A 25,236-nucleotide genomic window follows, 5' to 3' on the forward strand; every position below is an offset into this window, starting at 1 on the left:
TAATCGGGGTTTCCCTTACGTTGGATCCAAGTCCGTATAAGGTCGCCAAACCCCGCCCGGCCTGGGGTTCTTCCTGTTCGCGGTGCCAGCGCCCGTGTTTTGTGGCCTTCAGATGAATCGATTAATCAACGCGAGGTGACTTTATGGGTGTTTTATTGACCCTGTGGTCGAATTAAAAAATCGTAAACAATTGTTTGAGTCGCCCCCTTGAAGAGCCAGCGCCCGGTAAAAAATGTACTTCTCCTGCATGAGGACTCTGGCTAATCTCAGGTCTTCCGAATGCCCGCAGAGGTCTACGACATGCCGCAGCAAACGCCTGCCATCGACACCGCGCAGTCCATCGCCAAGATGATCCTCGATGGCTTCGACGATTACCGCGAGCACTTTCGCCAGATCACCGACGGCGCCCGCGAGCGTTTTGAAAAGGCCCAGTGGCAAGAGGCGCAAGCCGCCTCGGCGGCGCGGATCAACCTCTATGAAGAGAAGGTCGGCGAAGTCACCACGCGCCTGCGGGCCACTTTCGATGCGGGGGCGCTGCTGGATATCCAGTCCTGGCCCCTGGTCAAGAGCGCCTATATCAGCCTGATCGACCTGCGGTTTGACGATGAACTGTCCGAGACCTGGTACAACTCGATCTTTTGCGGGCTGTTCAGCCACGACCTGATCAGCGACGGCTGCATGTTCATCCACACCACCCGCCCGAGCCTGCGCCGCGCCCGTGCCGCGCAAACCCGCACCTACAAGCCCCAGGGCCAGTTGGCCGGGATGCTCGAGCAAATTTTCAGCGACTACCGCTTCAGCGAACCCTACGCCGACCTGGCCGGCGACCTGCAGCGTCTCGAAGCACAACTGCGCGAGAACCTGCCGGACTGGGTATGCAAGGACCCGGACCTCAACGTCGAGCTGTTTTCCTCGGTGCTTTACCGCAACAAGGGCGCGTACCTGGTGGGCCGCCTCTACACCCGCGATGAACAATGGCCGCTGGTCATCCCGCTGCTGCACCGCGAAGGGCAGGGCATCCGCATCGACGCGCTGATCACCGATGAAGCCGATGTGTCGATCATCTTCTCGTTCACCCGCTCCTATTTCATGGTGGATGTGCCGGTGCCGGCAGAGTTCATCGGCTTTCTCAAGCGCATCCTGCCGGGCAAGCACATCGCCGAGCTGTACACCTCCATCGGCTTCTACAAACACGGCAAGTCGGAGTTCTACCGGGCGCTGATCAACCACCTGGCCAGCACTGACGATCAGTTCATCATGGCCCCGGGCGTGCGTGGGATGGTCATGAGCGTGTTTACCCTGCCGGGCTTCAACACGGTGTTCAAAATCATCAAGGACCGTTTTTCGCCGTCGAAAAACGTCAACCGTGCCACGGTGATCGAGAAGTACCGCCTGGTGAAGAGTGTCGACCGGGTCGGGCGCATGGCCGATACCCAGGAATTCGCCGATTTCCGTTTCCCCTTGAGCAAATTCGAGCCGCAATGCCTGGCCGAACTGCTGGAAGTGGCTGCCGGCACGGTCGAAGTCGAAGGCGACACGGTACTGATTCGCCACTGCTGGACCGAACGCCGCATGACCCCGCTCAACCTCTACCTGGAAAACGCCAACGAGGCCCAGGTACGCGAAGCCCTCGAAGACTACGGCCTGGCCATCAAGCAACTGGCGGCGGCGAATATCTTTCCCGGCGACATGCTGCTGAAAAACTTTGGCGTCACCCGTCATGGTCGCGTGGTGTTCTACGACTATGACGAGATCTGCTTTCTTACCGAAGCCAACTTTCGCCACATCCCGGCACCGCGCACCCCGGAAGACGAAATGGCCTCCGAGCCCTGGTATTCCATCGGCCCGCTGGACGTGTTCCCCGAGGAATTCCCGCCGTTCCTGTTTGCCGACGCCGGGCAGCGGCGCCTGTTCGATGAACTGCACGGCGAGTTGTACAACGCCGACTACTGGAAAGGCCTGCAAGAGGCGATTCGGGCGGGGAAGGTGATTGATGTGTTCCCGTATCGGCGCAAGGGCCTGGATAACGAATAAGGGCATCAATACCGCCAGACCCTGTGGGAGCTGTCGAGCCCCGGCGAGGCTGCGATAGCGCTGGGCCAGCCAACAGCGATGCCGGCCGTGCCAGCCCCTACAGGTGATTTACGCGGCCTTTAACGTTGTGTGCGCTTTTCTGCCACAATTGCCGGCCGTGCATAAATAGACGACCTTCAAAGTACCTGATGACTGACCAAGCGCCCGCTATCGACCAACTCCTGAAAAACCTCGATCACGCCATGCTCGCCGACCGCCACCGCTTGCGTCGGCAGTTGCTTGAGCTGCGCAAGAAACCCGATGAGGAGAAGCTGGCGCAGTGGGTGGCGCGCATGCAGGCGTCGTGTGCCCAGGTCACGGCGCGCGCGGCCAGCGTGCCGCAGGTTCGCTATGACGACAGCCTGCCCATCGCCGCCAAGCGCGACGAGATCAAGGCCGCGCTGCAAAAGCATCAGGTGTTGATCATCGCGGGCGAGACCGGCTCGGGTAAAACCACGCAGTTGCCGAAGATCTGCCTGGAAATCGGTCGCGGCCAGTACGGCTTGATCGGTCATACCCAGCCCCGGCGTATCGCCGCGCGCAGTGTGGCGAGCCGGGTCGCGGACGAGTTGGCCACGCCGCTGGGGGCGCTGGTGGGTTATCAGGTGCGGTTCGAGGACCAGAGCGATTCCAACACCCTGATCAAGTTGATGACCGACGGCATCCTGCTCGCCGAGACCCAGAACGATCGCTACCTCGAACGCTACGACACGATCATCGTCGACGAAGCCCACGAGCGCAGCCTGAACATCGATTTCCTGCTCGGCTACCTGAAGACCCTGCTGCCGCGCCGTCCCGACCTCAAAGTCATCATCACCTCGGCCACCATCGACCTGGAGCGCTTTTCCAAGCACTTCGACGATGCGCCGATTGTCGAGGTCTCGGGGCGTACGTTCCCGGTGGAAACCTGGTACCGCCCGCTGACCCTGGAACAGGACGAAGAGGGCAACCGCGTCGAAGACGACTTGACCGTGGACCAGGCGATCCTCGCCACCCTCGATGAAATCGCCGCCTTTGAACGCAGCGAGCGCAAGAGCCCTGGCGATGTGCTGGTGTTCCTGCCCGGTGAGCGCGAGATCCGCGATGCCGCCGATATGCTGCGCAAGGCCCAGCTCAAGCACACCGAAATCCTGCCGTTGTACGCGCGCCTGTCACCGGCCGAACAGCAGCGCATTTTCCAGTCCCATCCGGGGCGGCGCGTGGTGCTGGCGACCAACGTTGCGGAAACCTCGCTGACCGTGCCGGGCATCCGCTACGTGATCGACAGCGGCACCGCACGCATCAGCCGCTACAGCTACCGCGCCAAGGTCCAGCGCCTGCCGATCGAGGCGATTTCCCAGGCCAGCGCCAACCAGCGTAAAGGCCGTTGCGGCCGGGTCGAGCCGGGCATTTGCGTGCGCCTGTACAGCGAAGAAGATTTTATCGGGCGCCCGGAATTTACCGACCCGGAGATCTTGCGTACCAACCTTGCGGCCGTGATCCTGCAGATGCTGCACCTGCGCCTGGGCGAAATCACCGACTTCCCGTTTATCGAGCCGCCGGATGGCAAGGCCATCAGCGATGGTTTCAACCTGCTGCAGGAACTCTCGGCAGTAGACCGCAATAGCCAACTGACACCCCTGGGCCGGCAACTGGCGCGCCTGCCGGTGGACCCGCGCATGGGTCGCATGTTGCTGGAAGCGGCCAAGCTTGGCAGTTTGCAGGAAGTGCTGATCGTCGCCAGCGCCATGTCGATCCAGGACCCGCGCGAGCGCCCGCCGGAGCGCCAGCAAGCGGCCGACCAGGCCCACGCGCAATGGAAGGATCCCGATTCGGACTTCGCCGGGCTGGTCAATTTGTGGCGCGGCTTTGAAGAGCAGCGCCAGGAACTGACCGCCAGCCCGCTGCGCAACTGGTGTCGCAAGAACTTCCTCAACTACCTGCGCCTGCGCGAGTGGCGCGATTCCCATCGCCAGTTGAGCCTGATCTGCCGCGATATGCAGTTGACGGTCAACAAGGAACCGGCGGACTTCCCGAAACTGCACAAGGCGGTGCTGTCCGGCCTGTTGAGCCAGATCGGCCAGAAAACCGAAGACGGCGATTACCTGGGGGCCCGTCAGCGGCGCTTCTGGATTCATCCCTCCTCGGGGATCGGCAAGAAACGTCCGCAATGGTTGATGACCGCCGAACTGGTGGAAACCACCAAGCTGTATGCGCGCATGGTGGCCAAGATCGATGCCGATTGGATCGAACCGTTGGCCGGGCACCTGATCAAGAAAAACCACTTCGAACCCCATTGGGAGAAGAAGCGCGGCCAGGTCGTGGCCTTTGAGCAGATCACGTTGTTCGGTTTGATTGTGGTGGGGCGCCGGCCCGTGCATTACGGGCCGGTGGACCCTGTGGTGTCCCGCGAGCTGTTTATCCGCGAAGGCCTGGTGCGTGGCGAGATCCAATCCCGGGCCAAGTGCCTGGCCGCAAACCAGCAGTTGCTGGAGCAATTGGACGAGCTGGAAGCCAAGGCCCGGCGCCGCGATATCCTGGCCGACGAGGAAACCCTGTACGCCTTCTACGACGCGCGCCTGCCGGCGGAGATTCATCAGACGGCGACCTTCGACAGTTGGTACAAGATCACCAGCCAGAAAGACCCGCAACTGCTGATCATGCGCGAAGAAGACGTGCTGGCCCGCGAGGCCAGCGAGGTCACCGCCGCCCATTACCCCGACACCTTGCACCTGGGCGACCTGGCCCTGGCCTTGAGTTACCACTTTGAACCCAACCACCCGCGCGACGGCGTGACCTTGCGCGTGCCGGCGCCGCTGTTGCCGGCCTTGCCCGCCGAGCGTCTGGAATGGCTGGTGCCCGGGCTGATCGAAGCCAAGTGCATTGCCCTGGTGCGCAACCTGCCCAAGGCCCTGCGCAAGAACTTCGTGCCGGTGCCGGACTTCGTCAAGGCCGCGCTGCAACGTATCGAATTTGCCCAGGGCTCGCTGCCCCAGGCGCTGGGGCGCGAACTGTTGCGCATGACCGGTGTACGGGTCAGCGATGAAGCCTGGAGCGAAGCGGCGCAGCAGGTGGAAAACCACCTGAAGATGAACCTGGAAGTGGTCGATGCCCAGGGTAAGTTCCTCGGCGAAGGCCGCGACCTGGCAGCGTTGACTGCGCGGTTTGTCGAAGCCAGCCAGGCTGCCCTGGCGGTGCCGCAGACTGCCAAAAGCCAGCAGCCGGTGGAGGCCAAGGTCTTCGCTGCGGTTGCCGAGACTACCCAGCAGAAGATTGCTGGCCTGTCGATGACGGTGTATCCGGCGCTGGTAGAAGAAAACGGCACGGTCAAGGAAGGACGTTTCTCTACGGCTGCCGAAGCCGAGTTCCAGCATCGCCGCGCCTTGCAGCGCCTGTTGATGCAGCAATTGGCCGAACCGGCAAAATTCCTGCGCGGCAAATTGCCGGGCCTGACAGAGCTGGGGCTGATGTACCGCGAGTTGGGACGTATCGAGGCCCTGGTGGAGGACATTCTGCTGGCCAGCCTCGACAGCTGCGTGCTGGAAGGCGAGGCCAGCCTGCCCAGGGATGGCGCGGGCCTGGCCGCCCTGGCCGAGCGCAAGCGCGGCAGTTGGACCGAACATGCCGAACGCCTGGCGCGCCTGACCCTGGAAGTGCTGAAACTGTGGCATGGCCTGCAAAAGCGCTTCAAAGGCAAGATCGACCTGGCCCAGGTCGTGGCACTCAACGATATCAAGCAGCAACTGAGCAACCTGGTGTATCCAGGGTTTGTGCGCGAAACCCCGGCGCAGTGGTTCAAGGAACTGCCGCGCTATCTCAAGGCCATCGAGCTACGCCTGGAAAAACTGCCCAGCCAGGTGCAGAAGGACCGGGTCTGGAGCGGTGAGTTGAGCGGCCTGTGGAGCCAGTACCAGACGCGCCTGAACAAGCACACCCAGGAAGGCAAGCGCGACCCGCAACTGGAGCTTTACCGCTGGTGGCTGGAGGAATACCGGGTGTCGTTGTTTGCCCAGCAGTTGGGCACCAAGGCGCCGATTTCCGACAAGCGCTTGAGCAAACAGTGGAGCCAGGTCGAGCCTTGACCTGGCGTACCGGGGGCGGGTGCGCGCGCGACAGGCGCCAAACCCCCCGGTTTATGGCAAACTTCGCCGCTATAAATGCCAGGATCGTCTAGATTGGCTGTATCAGCCTCGACGCGCCGGGACAAAGCGTTTCCCCGTTTGATGTCCGCGCGGCGGACTAGAGCGATTTACGGTTTGGTACGAAGGTACCAATCCCTTCTGCCTGAACAGATTTAGAGGAACGACCGTGCATAACGTCGTCATCAGCGGCACAGGCCTGTACACCCCGGCCAACAGCATCTCCAACGAAGAGCTGGTGCAGTCTTTCAATGCTTACGTTCAACAGTTCAATGCCGACAACGCCGTGGCCATCGAGCAGGGCGACGTTCAGGCGTTGACCGAATCCAGCGCCGCCTTTATCGAAAAGGCCTCAGGTATCAAGAGCCGCTTTGTCATGGACAAGGCAGGCATTCTTGACCCCCAGCGCATGACCCCGCGTTTGCCCGAGCGCTCCAACGACGAGTGGTCGATTCTCTGTCAGATGGCCGTGGGCGCCGCCGAGCAAGCCCTGCAGCGTGCCGGCAAGACTGCCGCCGATATCGATGGGGTGATCGTCGCCTGCTCCAACCTGCAACGCGCCTATCCGGCCATTGCTATCGAAGTCCAGGAAGCCCTGGGCATCCAGGGTTTTGGTTTTGACATGAACGTGGCGTGTTCTTCGGCGACTTTCGGTATCCAGAACGCTTGCAACAGCATTCAGTTGGGCCAGGCCCGGGCGATCCTGATGGTCAACCCGGAGATCTGCACCGGCCACCTGAACTTCCGCGACCGTGACAGCCACTTCATCTTCGGCGATGCGGCGACCGCGGTGATTCTGGAGCGTGCCGACCTGGCCACTTCCGAACACCAGTTCGACGTTGTCAGCACCAAGTTGCTGACCAAGTTCTCCAATAACATCCGCAACAACTTTGGCTTTCTCAACCGCGCGGCGGAAGAGGGCGTTGGTGCGCCAGATAAACTTTTCGTGCAGGAAGGCCGCAAAGTCTTCCGTGATGTCTGCCCGATGGTTGCCGAGTTGATCGGCCAGCACCTTTCGGAAAACCAGTTGAGCGTCACCGATGTGAAGCGTTTCTGGTTGCACCAGGCCAACCTGAGCATGAACCACCTGATCGTCAAGAAGCTGCTGGGCCGTGAAGCCGAGATCGAAGAAGCACCGGTGATCCTCGATACCTACGCCAACACCAGTTCGGCGGGTTCGGTGATCGCGTTCCACACCTATCAGGACGACCTGCCCAAGGGCGCGCTGGCGGTACTCAGCTCGTTTGGCGCCGGGTATTCGATTGGCAGCGTGATCCTGCGCAAGCGCTAGGAACCAGGCGATTGCGGCCACGTCTTGCACAATGAGGTTTTGAATGGCAGCAGCCGACGACGCGCACCTGCTTGAACGCCTGCTCAAGGGCGAGCAGCGGGCCTACAAGGAATTGGTCACCACCTACCAGAGCGCGATGCGTGCGGTGGCCTACGCCATCGTAGGCCAGCGCCATGCCGACGAAGTGGTCCAGGACGCATGGCTTTCGGTGGTGCGCAGCCTCGCCCGGTTTGAAGGGCGTTCCAGCCTCAAGACCTGGCTGCTGACCATCACCGCCAACTCGGCCAAGGGGCGCTACAAGCAGAATCGACGGGAAGTGCTGCTGGACGACCTGCCGTCGCCCCACGGCACCATCGGCGATGAGCGTTTTGCCGCCGGCGATGAGCATTGGCTGATCGCGCCGTTTGCCTGGCACCAGGACACCCCCGAGGCGTTGCTCACCGAAAACGAGCTGCGTGAATGTCTGGAGCACACGTTGCTAAGTCTTTCCGAGCTGCAAAGCAGTGTGCTGCTGCTGCGCGAGCGCCAGGGGCTGGAACTGGAAGAGATTTGTATTCTTCTGGAGATCTCGCTCTCCAATGTGCGAGTACTGCTGCACCGGGCGCGGCTTAAAGTCTTCGCTACGGTGGAGCATTTCGAGGAGACCGGCGAATGTTGACCTGCAAAGAACAAGTGGCGCGTTCCAGCGATTTTCTCGATGGGCAACTGAGCTTTGGTGAGCGCCTGCGTATGCGCCATCACCTGATGTTCTGCGCCAATTGCCGGCGCTTCATTCGCCAGATGCGCCTGATGCAAGCCACGTTGCGCATCCTGCCCGAACCCGAAGTGGCCGATACGCAAGGGTTGGCCGAGCGCCTGGCCTCGGAGCTCAAGCGCAACTCCTGACCCAACGCTGTCTGCGGTTGCCAAGGCCTGCGACGTCCCCGTCGCGGGCTTTTTTGTGTCGGCGAAAAGCTATGCGCTGAAAAACCTTGCAGGTTTGTCATTTTTTTTCACCTTTTTTTCACTTGGCATTTCTCGTACTTTTTTCGCTCAAGCCCACGCCGGCCGTAGCGTTGCGCTTATTCCAAGTGGTTGTAAGAAAGTTCCCCTGTAATAAAATATTTATCTTGCAGCAACTTGGCTGAAATATCCCCTCGCCAAGATCCCCTCCCAACACCAGCGGGGCAGAACCCGTGTGTTTTCCAACGCAAAAGACCACCAATTAGGGGAATTCTTCGATGATCCGTAAGCACTTCGCCGGTTTCGCGGCCAGCGCCCTGGCCCTGGCCGTTACCGCCCAGGCTTTCGCTGGTACTGTCACTACTGACGGCGCCGATATCGTTGTCAAAACCAAGGGCGGCCTTGAGGTTGCTACTACCGACCAGAACTTCAGCTTCAAGCTGGGTGGTCGCTTGCAAGCCGATTACGGCACATTTGACGGCTTCTACACCAAGAACGGTGATTCGGGCGACGCCGCTTACTTCCGTCGCGCCTTCCTGGAGCTGGGTGGCACCGTCTACAAGGATTTCAAATACCAGCTCAACTACGACTTCTCCCACAACTCGGGTAACTCCGACGACGGTTACTTCGACGAAGCGTCCATGTCCTATGTGGGCTTCAAGCCGGTGACTATCCGCGTTGGTCGTTTTGACCCGGATTTCGGCCTGGAAAAAGCTACCAGCTCCAAGTGGATCACCGCCATGGAGCGTAACTCGGCCTACGAGGTTGCAGACTGGGTCAACACCCACGAAAACGGCATGGGCATCCAGGTCAGCGGCACTGCGGCTGAGATGTTCTACGGCTCCGCCAGCCTGGCTTCCAAAGACATCAACGACGAAGACGGCAAGGGCGTGAAGCAATTCAACGGCCGTATCGTGTTGGCGCCGATGAACAAAGGCGGCGACGTCCTGCACTTCGGCTTGAACGTGGCGGCACGTGACCTCAACGACGCGGCCTTCGACTCGCGGATCCGTCCGCGTCTTGGCGCCCGTGGCGTGGCGACGACCGGTGGCAACGATGCTGGCTCCAACGGCAACCGCGCTACCTTCGGCGGCGGTGTGGGCCTGAACGCCAGCAACCTGACCGCAGTCGGCGCCTATGACACCGACACCGTGTTCGGTGGTGAGTTTGCCTTCGCCACTGGCCCATTCTCGGTACAGGCTGAAGCCCTGAGCCGCAAGATGAAGGCTGACAGCAATGCCTACCAGGACGTGAAAACCAGCGGTTTCTACGGCCAACTGGCCTACACCCTGACCGGCGAGTCCCGTGCCTACAAGCTCGACGGCGGCAAGTTCGACGCCATCAAGCCTGAGAACAAGCAGTACGGCGCCTGGGAAGTGTTCTACCGCTACGACAGCATCAAGGTTGACGACAAGAACATCGTCGTCAGCAGCGCTACCCGCGAAACCGGCGACGCCAAGGCCAACGTGAACACCCTGGGTGTGAACTGGTACGCCAACGAAGCGGTCAAGCTGTCCGTGAACTACAGCAAGGTCAGCACCGACAAAATCACCAACGCCAATGGCGATGACAGCGGTGACTCCATCGTCGGTCGTGTGCAGTACGTGTTCTAAGCAACTGCAATACCGCTCCAACGCGCTCTTTCTTCATCCGTTAAAGCGCGATCCTCTTTTTCACCCCGCCAACTGGCGGGGTTTTTTTTTGCTGACCGCGCGGGTGGCAGGTTCTGTCAGAATGGCCTGAATATCGTGAGCGAACGTTTACCGTCGGGGAATGGCATGCCGTTGAAACGTTTGAATAGCCTGTCCGAAGTATCGCCTGATGAATGGAACGCATTGGTTCCCGAGGATCAGCCGTTTCTGCGCCATGCTTTCCTCAGTGCGCTGGAAGACAGTGCCAGCCTTGGCCGGCATTCTGGCTGGCAGCCGGAGCACTTGCTGCATTACGAGGGCGAGCGGCTGGTGGCGGCGCTGCCCAGCTATCGCAAATGGCACTCCTATGGCGAATACGTATTCGACCATGGCTGGGCTGACGCCTGCGCGCGCGCGGGCATCGACTATTACCCTAAGCTGCTGACAGCGGTGCCTTTCAGCCCGGTCAGCGGGCCGCGCCTGTTGACGGCCAGTGGCGCGGATGGCCTGGAGCTGCTCCAGAGCCTGCCTGGCTACTTGGAGATCGAAGGGCTTTCCAGTGCCCACATCAACTTCACCGATGCCATGGCCGATGCCGCGCTGGGCCAGCAACCCGGTTGGCTTGCGCGCCTGGGTTGCCAGTTTCATTGGCAGAACCGTGGTTATCGCGACTTCCAGGACTTCCTCGACGCCTTGAGCTCGCGCAAGCGCAAGCAGATGCGCAAGGAGCGCGAACAAGTGGCGGGGCAGGGCATCGAGTTCGAGTGGCTGCACGGCCATGAACTGAGCGAGGCCCAGTGGGATTTTGTCTACGCCTGCTACGCCAACACCTATGCGGTGCGCCGGCAGTCACCGTACCTGACGCGAGCGTTTTTCAGCCTGCTGGCCGAACGCATGCCGCAGGCAATACGGGTGGTGCTGGCCAAGCAAGGGCCGCGCCCGGTGGCCATGGCGTTCAGCCTGGTCGGCGGCGACAGCCTATATGGCCGCTATTGGGGTTGCCTGGGCGAATTCGACCGGCTGCATTTCGAGACCTGCTTCTATCAAGGCATGGACCACGCGATTGCCAATGGCCTGCAACGTTTCGACGCCGGGGCCCAGGGCGAGCACAAGTTGATCCGTGGATTTGAGCCGGTGATTACCCACTCCTGGCACTACTTGCGCCATCCAGGCTTGAAAAGCGCCGTGGCGGATTTCCTGGAGCGCGAGCGGGTGGGGATTCTGGCGTATGCCGAGGAGGCGCGGTCGGCGTTGCCGTATCGACAGGAATAACGCTCAGGGAACTCAACCTGTTCCCCTGTAGGAGCGAGCTTGCTCGCGAAGAACTCAAGTACACCGCGTTCATTCTGGATAAACGCGGCGCCCTCAGGTTTTTCGCGAGCAAGCTCGCTCCCACAGGGTGGGTCAATACTGTTGGATCAGGCGGTTTCTTCTTTGCCCAACCAACGGTAGGTGATGCCACCGATCACTGCGCCAAGGATCGGCGCCAGCCAGAACAGCCACAGCTGCTGGATCGCCCAACCGCCGACAATCAGCGCAGGGCCGGTGCTGCGGGCCGGGTTGACCGAGGTGTTGGTGACCGGGATGGAGATCAGGTGGATCAGTGTCAGCCCCAGGCCAATGGCGATGGGTGCCAGGCCAGCCGGTGCGCGACGGTCAGTGGCGCCGAGGATGATCAGCACGAACATCGCGGTCATCACCAGTTCGGTGACAAACCCAGCCGCCATCGAATACCCGCCCGGCGAGTGTTCACCGTAGCCATTGGATGCCAGGCCCGAAGCCAGCTCAAAACCCGGCTTGCCGCTGGCAATGAAGTACAGCAGGGCCGCTGCCACTACGCCGCCAATGACTTGCGCGACGATATACGCTGGCATTTCCCTGGCCGAAAACCTGCCGCCGACCACCAGGCCCACGGTGACTGCCGGGTTGAGGTGGCAGCCGCTGATATGGCCAATGGCAAATGCCATGGTCAGTACGGTAAGCCCGAATGCCAGCGAGACACCCAGCAGGCCGATTCCGACATCGGGGAACGCTGCGGCCAGAACCGCACTCCCGCAACCACCCAACACCAGCCAAAACGTACCTAACCCTTCTGTAACGGAACGTTTGAACAGAGACATGAACGCGTCCTTCTAAATCAACTGGTCGGTGAGGCTTCCCTGCAGTCTGATGTCAGGGCCCTCCCTGGGCCCTGATTGCAGTACAGCAGGATTGTGATACACGGCCAGCGAGTTAGAAAAAACTGTCAGAATTGTTCGGAATTGATCGCGCGGTTAGTAGTCCAGAATCAGTCGATACCCACGAATCCTCCGGTCTGGTGCTGCCACAATCGCGAGTACAGGCCGCCATGTGCCAGCAATTGCGCATGGCTGCCACTTTCGGCGATCTGGCCTTTTTCCAGGACCACCAACCTGTCCATTCGAGCAATCGTGGACAGGCGGTGAGCGATGGCGATTACCGTCTTGCCTTGCATCAGGGTTTCCAGGCTTTCCTGGATGGCCGCTTCCACTTCCGAGTCCAGGGCCGAAGTGGCTTCGTCCATGATCAGGATCGGTGCATCCTTGAGCAGGACCCGGGCGATTGCGATGCGCTGGCGTTGCCCGCCGGAGAGTTTCACCCCGCGCTCACCCACATGGGCATCCAGGCCAATGCGGCCCTCGGCGTCCGACAGCAGCGGGATAAATTCATCGGCACGCGCCTTGCGAATCGCTTCCCAGAGCTCTTGGTCAGTGGCATCGGGTTTGCCGTACAGCAAGTTGTCGCGGATCGAGCGGTGCAGCAGCGAGGTGTCCTGGGTGATCATGCCGATGCGTTCGCGCAGGCTTTCCTGGGCCACTTCGGCGATGTCCTGGCCGTCGATCAGGATGCGTCCGCCTTGCAGGTCGTAGAGGCGCAGCAGCAGGTTGACCAGGGTCGACTTGCCGGCACCGGACGGGCCGATCAGGCCGATCTTTTCCCCTGGCTTGATCACCAGGTTCAGGCCACTGATGATGCCGCTGCTCTTGCCGTAGTGGAAATCCACCTGTTCGAAGCGCACTTCGCCGTGGGGCACGCGCAGGCGCGGGGCGTTCTCGCGGTCGATTACCGCCAGGGGCTGGGCGATGGTTTTCAGGCCGTCCTGGACCATGCCGATGTTCTCGAAAATGCCATTGACCACCCACATGATCCAGCCCGACATGTTGACGATGCGGATCACCAGGCCGGTCGCCAGGGCGATGGCGCCGACCGAGATCAGCGATTGCGTCCACAGCCACAGGGCCAGGCCGGTGGTGGTGACGATCAGCAGGCCGTTCATGGTCGTGATGACCACGTCCATGCTGGTGACCACGCGGCTGGCCAGCTGGGTTTTTTCGGTCTGCTCGATGATCGCTTCCTTGGCGTACTCCTGCTCGGACTGGGTGTGGGCGAACAGCTTCAAGGTGGTGATATTGGTGTAGCCATCGACGATGCGCCCCATCAATTTGGAGCGCGCCTCGGAGGAAATCACCGAGCGTTCCTTGACCCGTGGCACGAAGTAGCGCAGCGCCTGGCTGTAGGCAATGATCCAGGTGACCAGCGGGATCATCAGGCGCCAGTCGGCCTCGGCGAACAGCACCAGGGAACTGATGGCATAGATCGCCACGTGCCAGATGGCATCGACGGCGGCCACGGCCGAATCACGCAGCGAATTGCCGGTCTGCATGATGCGCTGGGCAATGCGCCCGGCAAAATCGTTCTGGAAGAAGTTCAGGCTCTGCTTGAGCACATAGCTGTGGTTCTGCCAGCGGATCAGGCTGGTCATGCCGGGGCTGATGGTCTGGTGCACCAGCAGGTCGTGCAGGGCGCCGAAGATCGGGCGCAGCAGCAGGGCGACCACGGCCATCCAGATCAACTCGGTGGCGTGGATCTGGAAGAAATTGGCCGGCGGCGTGCCCTGGGCCAGGTCAATGATGCGGCTCAGGTAGCTGAACAGCGCCACCTCGATCAGCGCGCCGATCAGGCCCACCACCAGCAGCGCGGCAAAGCACGGCCAGACCTGGCGCAGGTAATAGAGGTAGAAGGGCAGGACTTTATCGGGAGGTGCCGCGCTGGGAGCGTCGCGGAAGATATCGATCAGTTGTTCAAAACGACGATAGAGCATTAGGTCTGACGCCCGCCGGGCGGGCTCTCCTTGTTGAATACGCGCGCGGCCTTGTGGGCGGCGCGCGGAACTCCTGTCGATCAGTCGATGATTTTGGCCGACTTGATAAGCACAGGATCGATGGGCACGTTTTGCATGCCTTGCTTGGTGGTGGTCTGCGAGTTGACGATCTGGTCCACCACGTCCATGCCACTGACGACTTTGGCGAAGACTGCGTAACCGGCATCGCGACCTGGGTCGAGGAAGGCATTGTCGGCAACGTTGATGAAGAACTGGCTGGTGGCCGAGTTGGGGTTGGAGGTCCGGGCCATCGACAAGTTGCCACGCACGTTATGCAGGCCGTTGCTGGCTTCGTTGCGGATAGGGTCCTTGGTGTCTTTCTGGACCATTTGCGAGGTGAAGCCACCGCCCTGGACCATGAAGCCTGGAATCACACGGTGAAAAATGGTGTTGGTATAAAAACCACTCTTCACGTATTCCAGGAAGTTCTTGCTGGAGATCGGCGCCTTGACCGGGTCCAGTTCGATTTCGATTTTGCCAAAGCTGGTGTCCAGCAAGACATGCGGTGCCTTGGCGTCCGCCGCCATCAGGTTGGCAGCAAACAGAACAGAACCGGCAAAAACGGCGATTTTTTTCAGCATGGGTCAGTGATCCTGGGAAGTGGTTTGGACGGTCTTGAGAAAATCGAGCAGGGTTGTATTGAAGGTCTCGGGTTGGTCCAGCGGTGTCGCGTGACGTGAGTCCGCAATCACTACCAACCGCGCATCAGGCAGCAGTTTTACATAGATTTGTTTTTGCGCCACCGGGGTGTAGTCGTGGTCGGCGCTGATGACCAGGGTTGGACAGGTAATCCGCGAAAGTCGTTCCTGCACCCCCCAGCCCACAATCGCATCGAAGCTGGCGAGGTAAGCACGTTTGTCGTTTTTTGCCCAGCGTTCGGTCATCTTGCGCCGCAGGTCGGCCTGTGAGGGCTTGGGGAACAACCGGTCGCCAAGCGCCTTGCCGATGGTATTCAAGCTCAGCACGCGCGCCAGGCTCCAGCGCTTGGCCCATTGCCAATAATCATCGGCGCTGCGCACCTTGACCTCGGGTGTGCTGTTGACGATGCACAGGCTTTTGAGCAACTGCGGTTGGTCGACCGCCAGTTGGAAGGCGATCATCCCGCCCATCGACAGGCCTACCACGTGGGCGGCGGGCAGTTGCAGGTGTTCGATCAGCGCCACCAGGTCGGCGGTAAAACCGGCGATGCTGTAGCGCTCCCGGGGCTTGTCGGAGCGCCCGTGACCGCGCACATCCAGCACCACCAGGCGGTAATGCCGGGACAATACCGGTATTTGCAGCTCCCAATCCTGGCAACTGGAGCCCAGGCCGTGGATCAGGATCAGTGGCTCGCCGTGGCCGTATTCCTCGTAATGCAGGGTGCAGCCTTCATGTTCGAAATAGGCCATCGGTGAACTCCGTGTCAGGCTTGCCGTGGAGCGGCAAAGGGTGCGTCCAGCGGTGCGGTGTCGAAGGTGCGCAGCAGTTCGACGAGAATCTGCGTGGCCGGGCCCAGGGGCTTGTCCTTGTTCGAGTACAGGTAGAACGTCGGGTGGCGGCTGGCGCCTTGCTCCAGGGGCAGTTGCTTGAGCACACCCTCCTTGAGTTCCCGCTCGATCATGTGCCGGGGCAGCCAGGCAAACCCCAGGCCGCTGCCGACGAAGGTGGCGGCGGTGGCCAGGCTGCCCACGGTCCAGCGCTGTTCGGCGCCGAGCCAGCCGACGTCCCGCGGTTGCTGGCGACCGGAGTCGCGGATCACCACTTGCATCTGGCTTTCCAGGTCCTGGAAGCTCAATTCGCGGTTGAGCCGGTGCAACGGATGTTCGGGGTGGGCCACGGCGACAAATTCCACGTCGCTCATTTCCGTGCCCAGGTAGCCGGGGATGCTGAAGCCGCTGATCGCCAGGTCGGCCACGCCTTCGATCAGCAGTTCCTCGACACCCGACAGCACTTCTTCGCGCAGGCGCACACGGCAGCCACGGCTTTGCGGCATAAAGGCGGTGAGGGCGCGTACCAGGCGGGCGTTGGGGTAGGCGGCATCGACTACCAGGCGTACTTCGGCTTCCCAGCCTTGTTCCATATGGTGGGCCAGGTCTTCCAGTTGGCTGGCGTTTTTCACCAGTTGCCGGGAGCGGCGCAACAGTACTTCGCCGGCGTCGGTGAGTACGGCCTTGCGCCCATCGATGCGCAACAGGGGCACGCCCAGTTGGTCTTGCATGCGGGCCACGGTGTAGCTCACCGAGGATTGCGAGCGGTGCAGCACTTCGGCCGCCTGGGCGAAGCCGCCATGGTCGACCACGGCTTGCAACGTGCGCCATTGATCAAGGGTCACGCGGGGCGCTTTCAAGATGAGCTCCTCTTGTCCTAAGCTGGCGGTCCTTATTGGAGACTGCCGAATGAGAAAATTCTGTTGTGTAGTGCTGGCATTGTTGCCGTTGAGCGCGTTTGCCTATCCGATCGACGTGTCAAAGTCGATCAAAGGGGTCAGCATCGATTACAACGCCTCCGATGTGGACGGCGATATCAGCTCCATCCAGCTCAGTAACTTTGGCAGCAATGACGCTGCGTGTACGGTCGCGTTTACCAATGGCCCGGAGCCAGCGCGGGTGCGCAAGGTCACGGTCCCCGCCGGCAAAAGCACCAACACCACGGTCAAGTTCAGCCGCGCGATTATCAAGATGCGGATCAAGCTGACCTGCGAACCCAAGTAAGGTGCTGCGGAGCACTGACGATGCTCCGCTTATAAACAACTTTATAGATGGGTTATAGCAGTTTTTTGCGCTTTTTTATCGAACGGGCTCTGTTTAACCTTCACTCCATCGACTTACAGCAATTACCGATGGAGCTTACAAAGCCATGTCCAACGTTCTGATCATCGAAAGCAGCGCCCGCCAGCAGGACTCTATCTCCCGCCAGTTGACCCAACAGTTCATCAGCCAATGGCAGGCGGCCCATCCGGCCGATCAGATCACCGTGCGCGACTTGGCTGTCAACCCGGTGCCGCACCTGGACGCGAACCTGCTGGGTGGCTGGATGAAGCCGGTCGAGCAGCGCAGTAGCGACGAGCAGGCTTCCCTGGACCGTTCCAACCACCTGACCGACGAGTTGCTGGCCGCCGATGTGCTGGTGATGGCCGCGCCGATGTACAACTTCGCCATCCCCAGTACCCTCAAGGCCTGGCTTGACCATGTGCTGCGTGCCGGCGTGACCTTCAAGTACACCGCCACCGGCCCCCAGGGCCTGTTGACCGGCAAGCGCGCCTTTGTGCTGACCGCCCGTGGTGGCATCCACACCGGCGCGAGCAGCGATCACCAGGAACCGTATCTGCGCCAGGTCATGGGGTTTATCGGCATCCATGACGTGACCTTCATTCATGCCGAAGGGGTGAACCTGGGTGGCGATTTCCAGGAAAAGGGCGTGAACCATGCCAAGGCCCTGCTGGCACAAGTTGCCTGAAGCGTTAATCGCCAGATAATCGCGCGATGTTTTTATAGCTCCACGCAACCCTTCAAGTACGCGTATCGAACCTCCCTTTGCGCTCGTTGCTCCTGAGTGCTCCTGCCCGACTGGCGCTTTAGCGAGGTCGGGTTTTTTTTGCCCCGAGTTTCGCCCCGCCGTGAAAGACGCTAATGTCGCGCCCATTCAAATATGAGGCGCACATGGGCTACTTACTGATTGTCACCCTGATCCAGGCGTTTTCCTTCAGCTTGATCGGCGAATACCTGGCCGGTCATGTCGACAGCTACTTCGCCGTGCTGGTGCGTGTGCTGCTGGCTGGGTTGGTGTTTATCCCCCTGACCCGCTGGCGCTCGGTGGAGCCTGCGTTCATGCGCGGCATGCTGCTGATCGGCGCGTTGCAGTTCGGCGTGACCTACGTGTGCCTGTATTTGAGCTTTCGCGTGTTGACGGTGCCGGAGGTGCTGCTGTTCACCATCCTCACGCCGTTGCATGTGACCCTGATCGAAGACGCGCTGAACCGGCGCTTCAACCCCTGGGCGCTGATCGCCGCGCTGGTGGCGGTAGCGGGGGCGGCGGTGATCCGTTTTGACCAGATCAACCCGGACTTCTTCATGGGCTTTTTGCTGCTGCAACTGGCCAACTTCACCTACGCCGCTGGGCAAGTGCTGTATCGGCGCCTGGTGGCGCGGCACCCGAGCGACCTGCCGCACTACCGGCGCTTTGGCTACTTCTATTTGGGAGCGTTGGCGGTGGTATTGCCGGCGTTCCTGCTGTTCGGCAAGGCCAACTTCCTGCCCGAAGCGCCGTTGCAATGGGGGGTGCTGCTGTTTCTTGGCCTGGTCAGCACCGCCTTGGGTTTGTACTGGTGGAACAAGGGCGCGTGCCTGGTCAATGGCGGCACCCTGGCGGTGATGAACAACCTGCATGTGCCGGTGGGGTTGCTGCTGAATCTGCTGATCTGGAATCAGCATGAGCCGCTGGGGCGGTTGTTCCTGGGCGGGGCGGTGATTGTGGCGGCAGTGTGGATCAGCCGGTTGGGGATTCGCCCGGCGCCACTCTGCCGGCAATGATCGTTCCCAAAGGTGGGAGCGGGCTTGCCCGCGATAGCGGACGATCAGTAACAGCTGTGTTCACTGACCCACCACTATCGCGGGCAAGCCCGCTCCCACAGGGGCGCTGCTTCGCGCCTGGTTAGAGCGTAGCCTTCTCCGGTGCCGGCAAATGGCTGGCACCCAACACCGCCGGCAGTACTCCGGCCCGCAGGTCGTTGCCACTCGGTTGCTGGTACAGGCTCAAGCCAAACTCCGGCAGCACCGCCAGCAGGTAGTCGAAAATATCTCCCTGGATCCGCTCGTAATCCGCCCACGCCGTGGTGCGGGTGAAGCAGTAGATTTCCAGCGGTACGCCCTGGGAGGTGGTCTGCATCTGGCGCACCATGCAGGTCATGTTCGGCTGGATATCCGGATGGCTCTTCAGATACGCCAGGGCATAGGCACGGAAGGTGCCCAGGTTGGTCATGCGCCGGCGGTTGGCCGACAGTTGCGCGCTGTGGCCCTGGGCTTCGTTCCAGGCTTTCAATTCTGCCTGTTTGCGGCTGATGTAGTCGGTCAGCAGGTGGACCTGGGTCATCCGCACTTCTTCATCGTCACGCAGGAAACGCACGCCGGCCGCATCGATAAACAGGCTGCGCTTGATCCGCCGCCCGCCCGAGGCCTGCATGCCGCGCCAGTTCTTGAAAGACTCGGACATCAAGCGCCAGGTAGGGATCGAGACGATGGTCTTGTCGAAGTTCTGCACCTTGACCGTATGCAAGGTGATGTCCACCACGTCGCCATCGGCGCCGACCTGGGGCATTTCGATCCAGTCGCCGACTCGCAGCATGTCGTTGCTGGTCAATTGCACGCTGGCGACAAACGACAACAAGGTGTCCTTGTACACCAACAGGATCACCGCCGACATCGCACCCAACCCCGACAGCAGCAACAGCGGCGAGCGGTCGATCAAGGTTGCGACGATGATGATCGCGCCAAACACGAACAACACCATTTTCGCCAGTTGCACATAGCCCTTGATCGAGCGCGTGCGGGCATGTTCGGTGCGGGCGTAGATATCCAGCAGGGCGTTGAGCAGGGCGCTCATGGCCAATACCTGGAACAGGATGGTGAACGCCAGCGCCACGTTGCCGATGAACAGCGCGCTGGTCTTGCTCAATTCCGGCACCAGGTGCAGGCCGAACTGGATCACCAGCGACGGCGTCATCTGTGCCAGGCGGTGGAAGACTTTGTTGTGGCGCAGGTCATTGAGCCAATGCAGGGCAGGTTGGCGGCCGAGCAACTTGACGGCATGCAGGATCAGGTAGCGTGCCACCCGTCCGACCAGCAGGGCCACCACCAACAGCACCAGCAAAGCCAGGCTTGAATGCAGCAGCGGGTGTTGGTCCAAGGCACCCCAGAGGTCTTGGACGTTGAGCCAGAGCTGTTTGATATCCATGGTTTAACGCGATTCTTCTGTAAGACATGACGGGGCGATTAGAGCATTTAAGTGCTGCAAAGTTGTGCAGGCAGACAAATCACCTGACAAAAAACCACCTGATTGGCCCACTTCGCGTAAAGAAACTCGGCCTGAGCGCCCGAAACCGTTACCCTATGCAGCTGATTTTTTGTATTTCTTCGAGGTAGCACCCGTGTTTTCCCAATTCGCCCTGCACGAACGCCTGCTCAAAGCCGTGGCCGAGCTTAAATTTGTCGAGCCTACGCCTGTGCAAGCAGCGGCCATCCCGCTCGCGCTCCAAGGGCGTGACCTGCGGGTGACGGCTCAAACCGGGAGTGGCAAGACCGCCGCTTTCGTCCTGCCAATCCTCAATCGCCTGATCGGCCCGGCCAAGGTCCGCGTCAGCATCAAGACCCTGATCCTGCTGCCTACCCGCGAACTGGCCCAGCAGACCTTGAAGGAAGTGGAGCGCTTCTCGCAGTTCACTTTCATCAAGTCCGGCCTGATCACCGGTGGCGAAGACTTCAAGGTGCAGGCCGCCATGCTGCGCAAGGTCCCGGATATCCTGATCGGCACCCCAGGGCGGATGATCGAGCAATTGAACGCCGGCAACCTGGACCTCAAGGAAGTCGAAGTGCTGGTGCTCGACGAAGCCGACCGCATGCTCGACATGGGCTTTGCCGACGATGTGCAGCGCCTGGTCGAAGAATGCGTCAACCGCCAGCAGACCATGCTGTTCTCCGCCACCACTGGCGGTTCGACCCTGCGCGAGATGGTCGCCAAGGTCCTGAACAACCCCGAGCACCTGCAGGTCAATAACGTCAGCGACCTGAACTCGACTACCCGTCAGCAGATCATCACCGCTGACCACAATGTGCACAAAGAGCAGATCCTCAACTGGCTGCTGGCCAACGAGACCTATCAGAAGGCCATCGTGTTCACCAACACCCGGGCCATGGCTGACCGTATCTACGGGCGCCTGGTGGCTCAGGAGTACAAGGCGTTTGTGTTGCACGGTGAGAAGGACCAGAAGGACCGCAAGCTGGCCATCGACCGCCTCAAGCAGGGCGGCGTGAAGATCCTGGTGGCCACCGACGTCGCCGCGCGCGGCCTGGACGTCGAAGGCCTGGACATGGTGATCAACTTCGATATGCCACGCAGCGGCGACGAGTATGTGCACCGTATCGGCCGTACCGGGCGTGCCGGCAACGATGGCCTGGCCATCTCGCTGATCTGCCATGGCGACTGGAACCTGATGTCGAGCATCGAACGCTACCTCAAGCAGTCGTTCGAGCGCCGCACCATCAAGGAAGTCAAAGGCACCTACACCGGGCCGAAGAAGGTCAAGGCTTCGGGCAAGGCCGTGGGCGTGAAGAAGAAAAAGGTCGACGCCAAGGGCGACAAGAAGAAAACCGGCGCCAAGTCGCCGACCAAGCGCAAGATCGCCAACCGGCCGAAGACCGACAACCTGTCGTTGGTCAGCAAGGACGGCATGGCGCCGCTCAAGCGCCGCAAGCCAGAAGCGCCAGCTGCCGAGTAATACGCCAGCGCACTAAAAAACCGGACAATGTCCGGTTTTTTTATGCCCTCAGTTTTTCGCCTTGGCCGCCGCTTCCTTCAACTCCTTGAGCCGCGCCTCGATCAACTGGCACTTGTCCGGAAACTTCGCGCTTTCGGTGTCCAGGTCCATCTGCTGCAGTTCGTCGTTGATTTCCTTGGCCTTGGTCGGGTTCTGCTGGGTGAGGGTGCTGACCTCCTTGGCCAGTTGTTCGCGTTTTTGCGTGGCTTCTTCCGGGGTACAGGCCCAGGCGGGCAAGGCGCTCAACAGGGTGGCGGCGACAGCCAGTTGCATCAGGGTTTTCATGGGGTAGACCTCCTTGGCGGTGATACCCGGTTGAGGGCACCGGCCGGCGAAAAGTTCAGTGCAATCACGCCCGTCGACCCGGCTGAACGGCGCCCGCACCCACAGGTCACAACCTTTGAAGGCAGCCAGCCGGTGTGCCTGCAGGAGGATTGAGGATGAGCACTTACAATTGGGATCTGATCGAACGTCTATTGCATGAAGTGCAAAACGGCGAGGGCAGCTTTGCCCCGCGCAAATATGCCGAACAGGAAGCCGCCGAGAAGGCCACGGCCGGCGAGTTCAACGGTGACCTTGATGCGCTGAAAAAGACTGCCGCCGACTACGAGGCATTGTTGTTCAAGCGCGGCTTTATCGAGTCCCGGCCCGAGGATGAGGGCGGCAACGGTGAGAACTTCATTTTGACGCCGCTGGGTGCGCGGCTGCTGGCGCTGATCGACAGCTCCATCCCGGGTAACAATCATCCGCGCCAGGTGCTGGACGAGCAGGCTGACGCGCTGGACCCGGCGACGTTCGAGGTGGTGGCCTCCAAGGCGCAGATCGCCTGAGCACGCGCAAACTGTCAAATAGGTAATCTGGCGCTAAGCCAACTGACAGGCGCCGGTCCCTACTCTGCGGTCATTCAATTGACGGGAATGGAATCGGCATGCACTCCAACACTTCTCGACGAACCTTCGTCAAAGGCTTGGCTGCGGCCGGCCTGCTGGGCGGCGCAGGCCTGTGGCGGCCACCGGTCTGGGCCCTGGCCAGCCCCGGGGAGCCTGGTGTGCTGGCGGGCCGCGAGTTCGAGCTGTCTATCGGCCAGACTGCGGTCAATATCACCGGCCACGTGCGCACCGCGCTGACGATCAACGGCAGCCTGCCGGGCCCGCTGCTGCGCTGGCGTGAAGGCGATACCGTGACCCTGCGCGTGCGCAATCGCCTGGCGCAGCCGACGTCGATCCACTGGCATGGGATTATCCTGCCGGCCAATATGGATGGCGTGCCGGGCCTGAGTTTCAAGGGGATCGAGCCAGGCGGGGTGTATGTCTACCAGTTCAAGGTCAACCAGCACGGCACCTACTGGTATCACAGCCACTCCGGGTTCCAGGAGCAACAAGGGGTCTATGGCCCGCTGGTGATCGATCCGCGGGAGCCGGAACCCTTCACCTACCAGCGCGACTATGTGGTGATGCTCACGGACTGGACCGATGAAGATCCCGCCAGCCTGATGAAGACCCTGAAGAAACAGTCCGATTACTACAATTTCCATAAACCCACCGTGGGCGACTTCATCAAGGATGTGGCCGACAAGGGCTGGTCGGCCACCGCTGCCGACCGTCTGATGTGGGCGCAAATGAAGATGAATCCCACGGACTTGGCGGATGTCAGCGGCGCGACCTACACCTTCTTGATGAACGGCCAGCCACCTGCGCAAAACTGGACCGGGCTGTTTCGCGCCGGTGAGAAGATCCGTCTGCGGTTGATCAACGGTTCGGCCATGACCTACTTCGATGTGCGTATTCCGGGCCTGAAGATGACGGTGGTGGCTGCCGATGGCCAGCCGGTAAAACCGGTCAGCGTGGACGAGTTGCGCATCGCCGTGGCCGAGACCTACGACGTGCTCGTCGAACCGAGCGAGGCGGCCTACACCCTGTTCGCCCAATCCATGGACCGCACCGGCTACGCCAGCGGCACTCTCAGCCGCCAGCCGGGCTTGCGGGCGCCGGTTCCCGCGCTGGACCCGCGCCCCTGGTTGACCATGGACGACATGGGCATGGGCGGCATGGATCACGGTGCCACGGGGGCTATGCCTGGCATGGACCACAGTGCGATGCCCGGCATGGACCACGGCGCAATGGCAGGGATGGCGATGCCGATGCAAGGCCACCCGGCCAGCGAAACCAATAACCCGCTGGTGGACATGCAGGCCATGAGCACCTCACCCAAGCTCGATGATCCGGGTATGGGCCTGCGCAACAACGGGCGCAAGGTCCTGACCTATGCCGACTTGCGCAGCAGCTTTGCCGACCCCGATGGCCGCGAACCCGGCCGTACCATCGAGTTGCACCTGACCGGGCATATGGAGAAGTTCGCCTGGTCCTTCGACGGGGTGAAGTTCTCCGATGCCGAGCCGCTGCGGCTGACCTATGGCGAGCGCGTGCGGCTGGTGCTGGTCAACGACACCATGATGACCCACCCCATCCATCTGCATGGCATGTGGAGCGACCTGGAAGACGAAAACGGCCAGTTTATGGTGCGCAAACACACCATCGATATGCCGCCAGGTTCCCGCCGCAGCTACCGGGTGACGGCCGATGCCCTGGGGCGCTGGGCCTTCCACTGCCATCTGCTGTACCACATGGAAATGGGCATGTTCCGTGAAGTCCGGGTGCAAGAGTGAGGAGCCGAGCATGAACCCTCTATTTCGCCGCGTTGCGCTGCTGATTACGACATTCGCCCCCGTAGCGCTGGCCCACAGCCAGATGCACGGCATGACGCCGCCCAGCCAGAGCCGCACGCCGATCCCGCTGCTGACCGATGCCGACCGCGCAGCGGTGTACGACGCGCCGGGTGGGCATGTGGTGCATGACAGCGCTATCAACTCACTGTTTGTGATCAACCAGCTGGAATGGCAGGGGGCCGGCGATGGCCATGCCGTGAGCTGGGATGCCAAGGGTTGGGTCGGCGGGGATATCGATCGCCTATGGCTGCGCAGCGAGGGCGAGCGCGCCAAGGGCAATACCGAAAAGGCCGAGGTCCAGGCGTTATGGGGCCACGCCATTAGCCCCTGGTGGGATGTAGTGGCCGGTATGCGCCAGGATTTCAAGCCGGGCGACAGCCAGAGTTGGGCGGCGCTGGGCCTGCAAGGCATGGCCCTGTACAACTTCGAGGCCGAGGCCACGCTGTTTGTCGGTGAAGGTGGCCAGACTGCCGCGCGCCTGGAGGGCGACTACGACATTTTGCTGAGCAATCGCCTGGTGCTGCAGCCCACCGCCGAGGCCAACGTCTACGGGAAAAACGACCCTCAGAGAAGGATTGGTTCCGGCCTTGCGGACACCGAGGTCGGGGTGCGGCTGCGTTACGAAATCCGCCGCGAGTTTGCCCCTTATGTCGGCGTGACCTGGAATCGCGCCTATGGCCAGACGGCCGAATACGCCAGGGATGAGGGCGAGGACCGCAGCGAAGTGCGCTGGGTCCTGGGCGTGCGCCTGTGGTTCTGAGGGCGCTGC

The 25,236-nt window shown here is 61.2% G+C and carries 21 protein-coding genes; 14 read left to right on the plus strand and 7 right to left on the minus strand.

Going from position 1 to position 25,236, the window contains the following annotated elements:
* Positions 1 to 300: 300 nt before the first annotated feature.
* From aceK to ACSSVH_RS06890, 7 genes are all read left to right on the plus strand, one after another.
* A complete protein-coding gene (gene aceK, locus ACSSVH_RS06860; RefSeq protein WP_169955625.1) occupies positions 301 to 2,034 on the plus strand; it encodes a bifunctional isocitrate dehydrogenase kinase/phosphatase in 1,734 nt (577 codons plus the stop codon).
* A 188-nt stretch (positions 2,035 to 2,222) separates the two neighbouring features.
* A complete protein-coding gene (hrpA, locus tag ACSSVH_RS06865) occupies positions 2,223 to 6,134 on the plus strand; it encodes an ATP-dependent RNA helicase HrpA (RefSeq protein WP_170057692.1) in 3,912 nt (1,303 codons plus the stop codon).
* 226 nt (positions 6,135 to 6,360) lie between these two features.
* The gene (locus ACSSVH_RS06870) at positions 6,361 to 7,482 is read left to right on the plus strand and encodes a beta-ketoacyl-ACP synthase III (protein WP_492634258.1); all 1,122 of its coding nucleotides are present in this window, start codon (positions 6,361 to 6,363) and stop codon (positions 7,480 to 7,482) included.
* A 43-nt stretch (positions 7,483 to 7,525) separates the two neighbouring features.
* Complete coding sequence (locus ACSSVH_RS06875; RefSeq protein WP_492634259.1) at positions 7,526 to 8,140, plus strand: RNA polymerase sigma factor; 615 nt, start codon at positions 7,526 to 7,528, stop codon at positions 8,138 to 8,140.
* A complete protein-coding gene (locus ACSSVH_RS06880; RefSeq protein WP_492634260.1) occupies positions 8,134 to 8,367 on the plus strand; it encodes an anti-sigma factor family protein in 234 nt (77 codons plus the stop codon). The genes ACSSVH_RS06875 and ACSSVH_RS06880 overlap by 7 nt, the downstream gene beginning before the upstream one ends.
* 335 nt (positions 8,368 to 8,702) lie before the next feature.
* A complete protein-coding gene (locus tag ACSSVH_RS06885) occupies positions 8,703 to 10,037 on the plus strand; it encodes an OprO/OprP family phosphate-selective porin (RefSeq protein ID WP_169955595.1) in 1,335 nt (444 codons plus the stop codon).
* A gap of 165 nt (positions 10,038 to 10,202) precedes the next feature.
* Positions 10,203 to 11,327, plus strand: a complete 1,125-nt coding sequence (locus tag ACSSVH_RS06890; protein WP_169955596.1) for a GNAT family N-acetyltransferase — start codon at positions 10,203 to 10,205, stop codon at positions 11,325 to 11,327.
* 146 nt (positions 11,328 to 11,473) lie between these two features.
* On the opposite strand, the gene aqpZ is transcribed toward ACSSVH_RS06890, so the two are convergent.
* The 5 genes from aqpZ to ACSSVH_RS06915 form a co-directional block, all read right to left on the minus strand.
* Positions 11,474 to 12,175, minus strand: coding sequence for an aquaporin Z (gene aqpZ / locus ACSSVH_RS06895; protein ID WP_169955597.1), 702 nt, complete (start codon positions 12,173 to 12,175; stop codon positions 11,474 to 11,476).
* A 167-nt stretch (positions 12,176 to 12,342) separates the two neighbouring features.
* A complete protein-coding gene (locus tag ACSSVH_RS06900) occupies positions 12,343 to 14,175 on the minus strand; it encodes an ABC transporter ATP-binding protein (protein WP_492634261.1) in 1,833 nt (610 codons plus the stop codon).
* A gap of 80 nt (positions 14,176 to 14,255) precedes the next feature.
* Positions 14,256 to 14,816: a peptidylprolyl isomerase gene (locus ACSSVH_RS06905; RefSeq protein ID WP_492634262.1), complete on the minus strand. Its 561-nt coding sequence runs from the start codon at positions 14,814 to 14,816 to the stop codon at positions 14,256 to 14,258.
* Between the two features lie 3 nt (positions 14,817 to 14,819).
* The gene (locus ACSSVH_RS06910) at positions 14,820 to 15,623 is read right to left on the minus strand and encodes an alpha/beta fold hydrolase (RefSeq protein WP_170043269.1); all 804 of its coding nucleotides are present in this window, start codon (positions 15,621 to 15,623) and stop codon (positions 14,820 to 14,822) included.
* A gap of 14 nt (positions 15,624 to 15,637) precedes the next feature.
* Complete coding sequence (locus ACSSVH_RS06915; RefSeq protein WP_169955601.1) at positions 15,638 to 16,561, minus strand: PA3225 family LysR-type transcriptional regulator; 924 nt, start codon at positions 16,559 to 16,561, stop codon at positions 15,638 to 15,640.
* A gap of 49 nt (positions 16,562 to 16,610) precedes the next feature.
* Here ACSSVH_RS06915 and ACSSVH_RS06920 point away from each other — a divergent pair, with 49 nt between their 5' ends.
* The 3 genes from ACSSVH_RS06920 (at position 16,611) to ACSSVH_RS06930 (ending at position 18,743) form a co-directional block, all read left to right on the plus strand.
* Entirely contained in the window at positions 16,611 to 16,925 is a 315-nt protein-coding gene (locus ACSSVH_RS06920) for a 3-phosphoglycerate kinase (RefSeq protein WP_169955602.1), read from the plus strand.
* A 145-nt stretch (positions 16,926 to 17,070) separates the two neighbouring features.
* On the plus strand, positions 17,071 to 17,670 hold the full coding sequence (locus ACSSVH_RS06925) for an FMN-dependent NADH-azoreductase (protein ID WP_169955603.1): 600 nt from the start codon (positions 17,071 to 17,073) through the stop codon (positions 17,668 to 17,670).
* A gap of 203 nt (positions 17,671 to 17,873) precedes the next feature.
* Positions 17,874 to 18,743 carry a carboxylate/amino acid/amine transporter gene (locus tag ACSSVH_RS06930; protein WP_128593759.1) on the plus strand — a complete coding sequence of 290 codons (870 nt, stop codon included), beginning with the start codon at positions 17,874 to 17,876 and terminating at the stop codon, positions 18,741 to 18,743.
* Between the two features lie 121 nt (positions 18,744 to 18,864).
* Here ACSSVH_RS06930 and ACSSVH_RS06935 read toward each other — a convergent pair whose 3' ends face one another.
* Positions 18,865 to 20,163 carry a mechanosensitive ion channel family protein gene (locus ACSSVH_RS06935; RefSeq protein WP_169955604.1) on the minus strand — a complete coding sequence of 433 codons (1,299 nt, stop codon included), beginning with the start codon at positions 20,161 to 20,163 and terminating at the stop codon, positions 18,865 to 18,867.
* Positions 20,164 to 20,356: 193 nt separating this feature from the next.
* On the opposite strand from ACSSVH_RS06935, the gene ACSSVH_RS06940 reads away from it, so the two are divergent.
* Entirely contained in the window at positions 20,357 to 21,703 is a 1,347-nt protein-coding gene (locus ACSSVH_RS06940; RefSeq protein ID WP_169955605.1) for a DEAD/DEAH box helicase, read from the plus strand.
* A 48-nt stretch (positions 21,704 to 21,751) separates the two neighbouring features.
* On the opposite strand, the gene ACSSVH_RS06945 is transcribed toward ACSSVH_RS06940, so the two are convergent.
* On the minus strand, positions 21,752 to 22,027 hold the full coding sequence (locus tag ACSSVH_RS06945; protein ID WP_170043270.1) for a hypothetical protein: 276 nt from the start codon (positions 22,025 to 22,027) through the stop codon (positions 21,752 to 21,754).
* 155 nt (positions 22,028 to 22,182) lie between these two features.
* Here ACSSVH_RS06945 and ACSSVH_RS06950 point away from each other — a divergent pair, with 155 nt between their 5' ends.
* The 3 genes from ACSSVH_RS06950 (at position 22,183) to ACSSVH_RS06960 (ending at position 25,227) form a co-directional block, all read left to right on the plus strand.
* Positions 22,183 to 22,572 carry a transcriptional regulator gene (locus ACSSVH_RS06950; protein ID WP_169955607.1) on the plus strand — a complete coding sequence of 130 codons (390 nt, stop codon included), beginning with the start codon at positions 22,183 to 22,185 and terminating at the stop codon, positions 22,570 to 22,572.
* Between the two features lie 98 nt (positions 22,573 to 22,670).
* Positions 22,671 to 24,407: a copper resistance system multicopper oxidase gene (locus tag ACSSVH_RS06955; RefSeq protein WP_492634263.1), complete on the plus strand. Its 1,737-nt coding sequence runs from the start codon at positions 22,671 to 22,673 to the stop codon at positions 24,405 to 24,407.
* 10 nt (positions 24,408 to 24,417) lie between these two features.
* Entirely contained in the window at positions 24,418 to 25,227 is an 810-nt protein-coding gene (locus ACSSVH_RS06960) for a copper resistance protein B (protein ID WP_492634264.1), read from the plus strand.
* Positions 25,228 to 25,236: the final 9 nt, after the last annotated feature.

It is taken from the genome of Pseudomonas sp. HC1(2025), assembly GCF_058742075.1.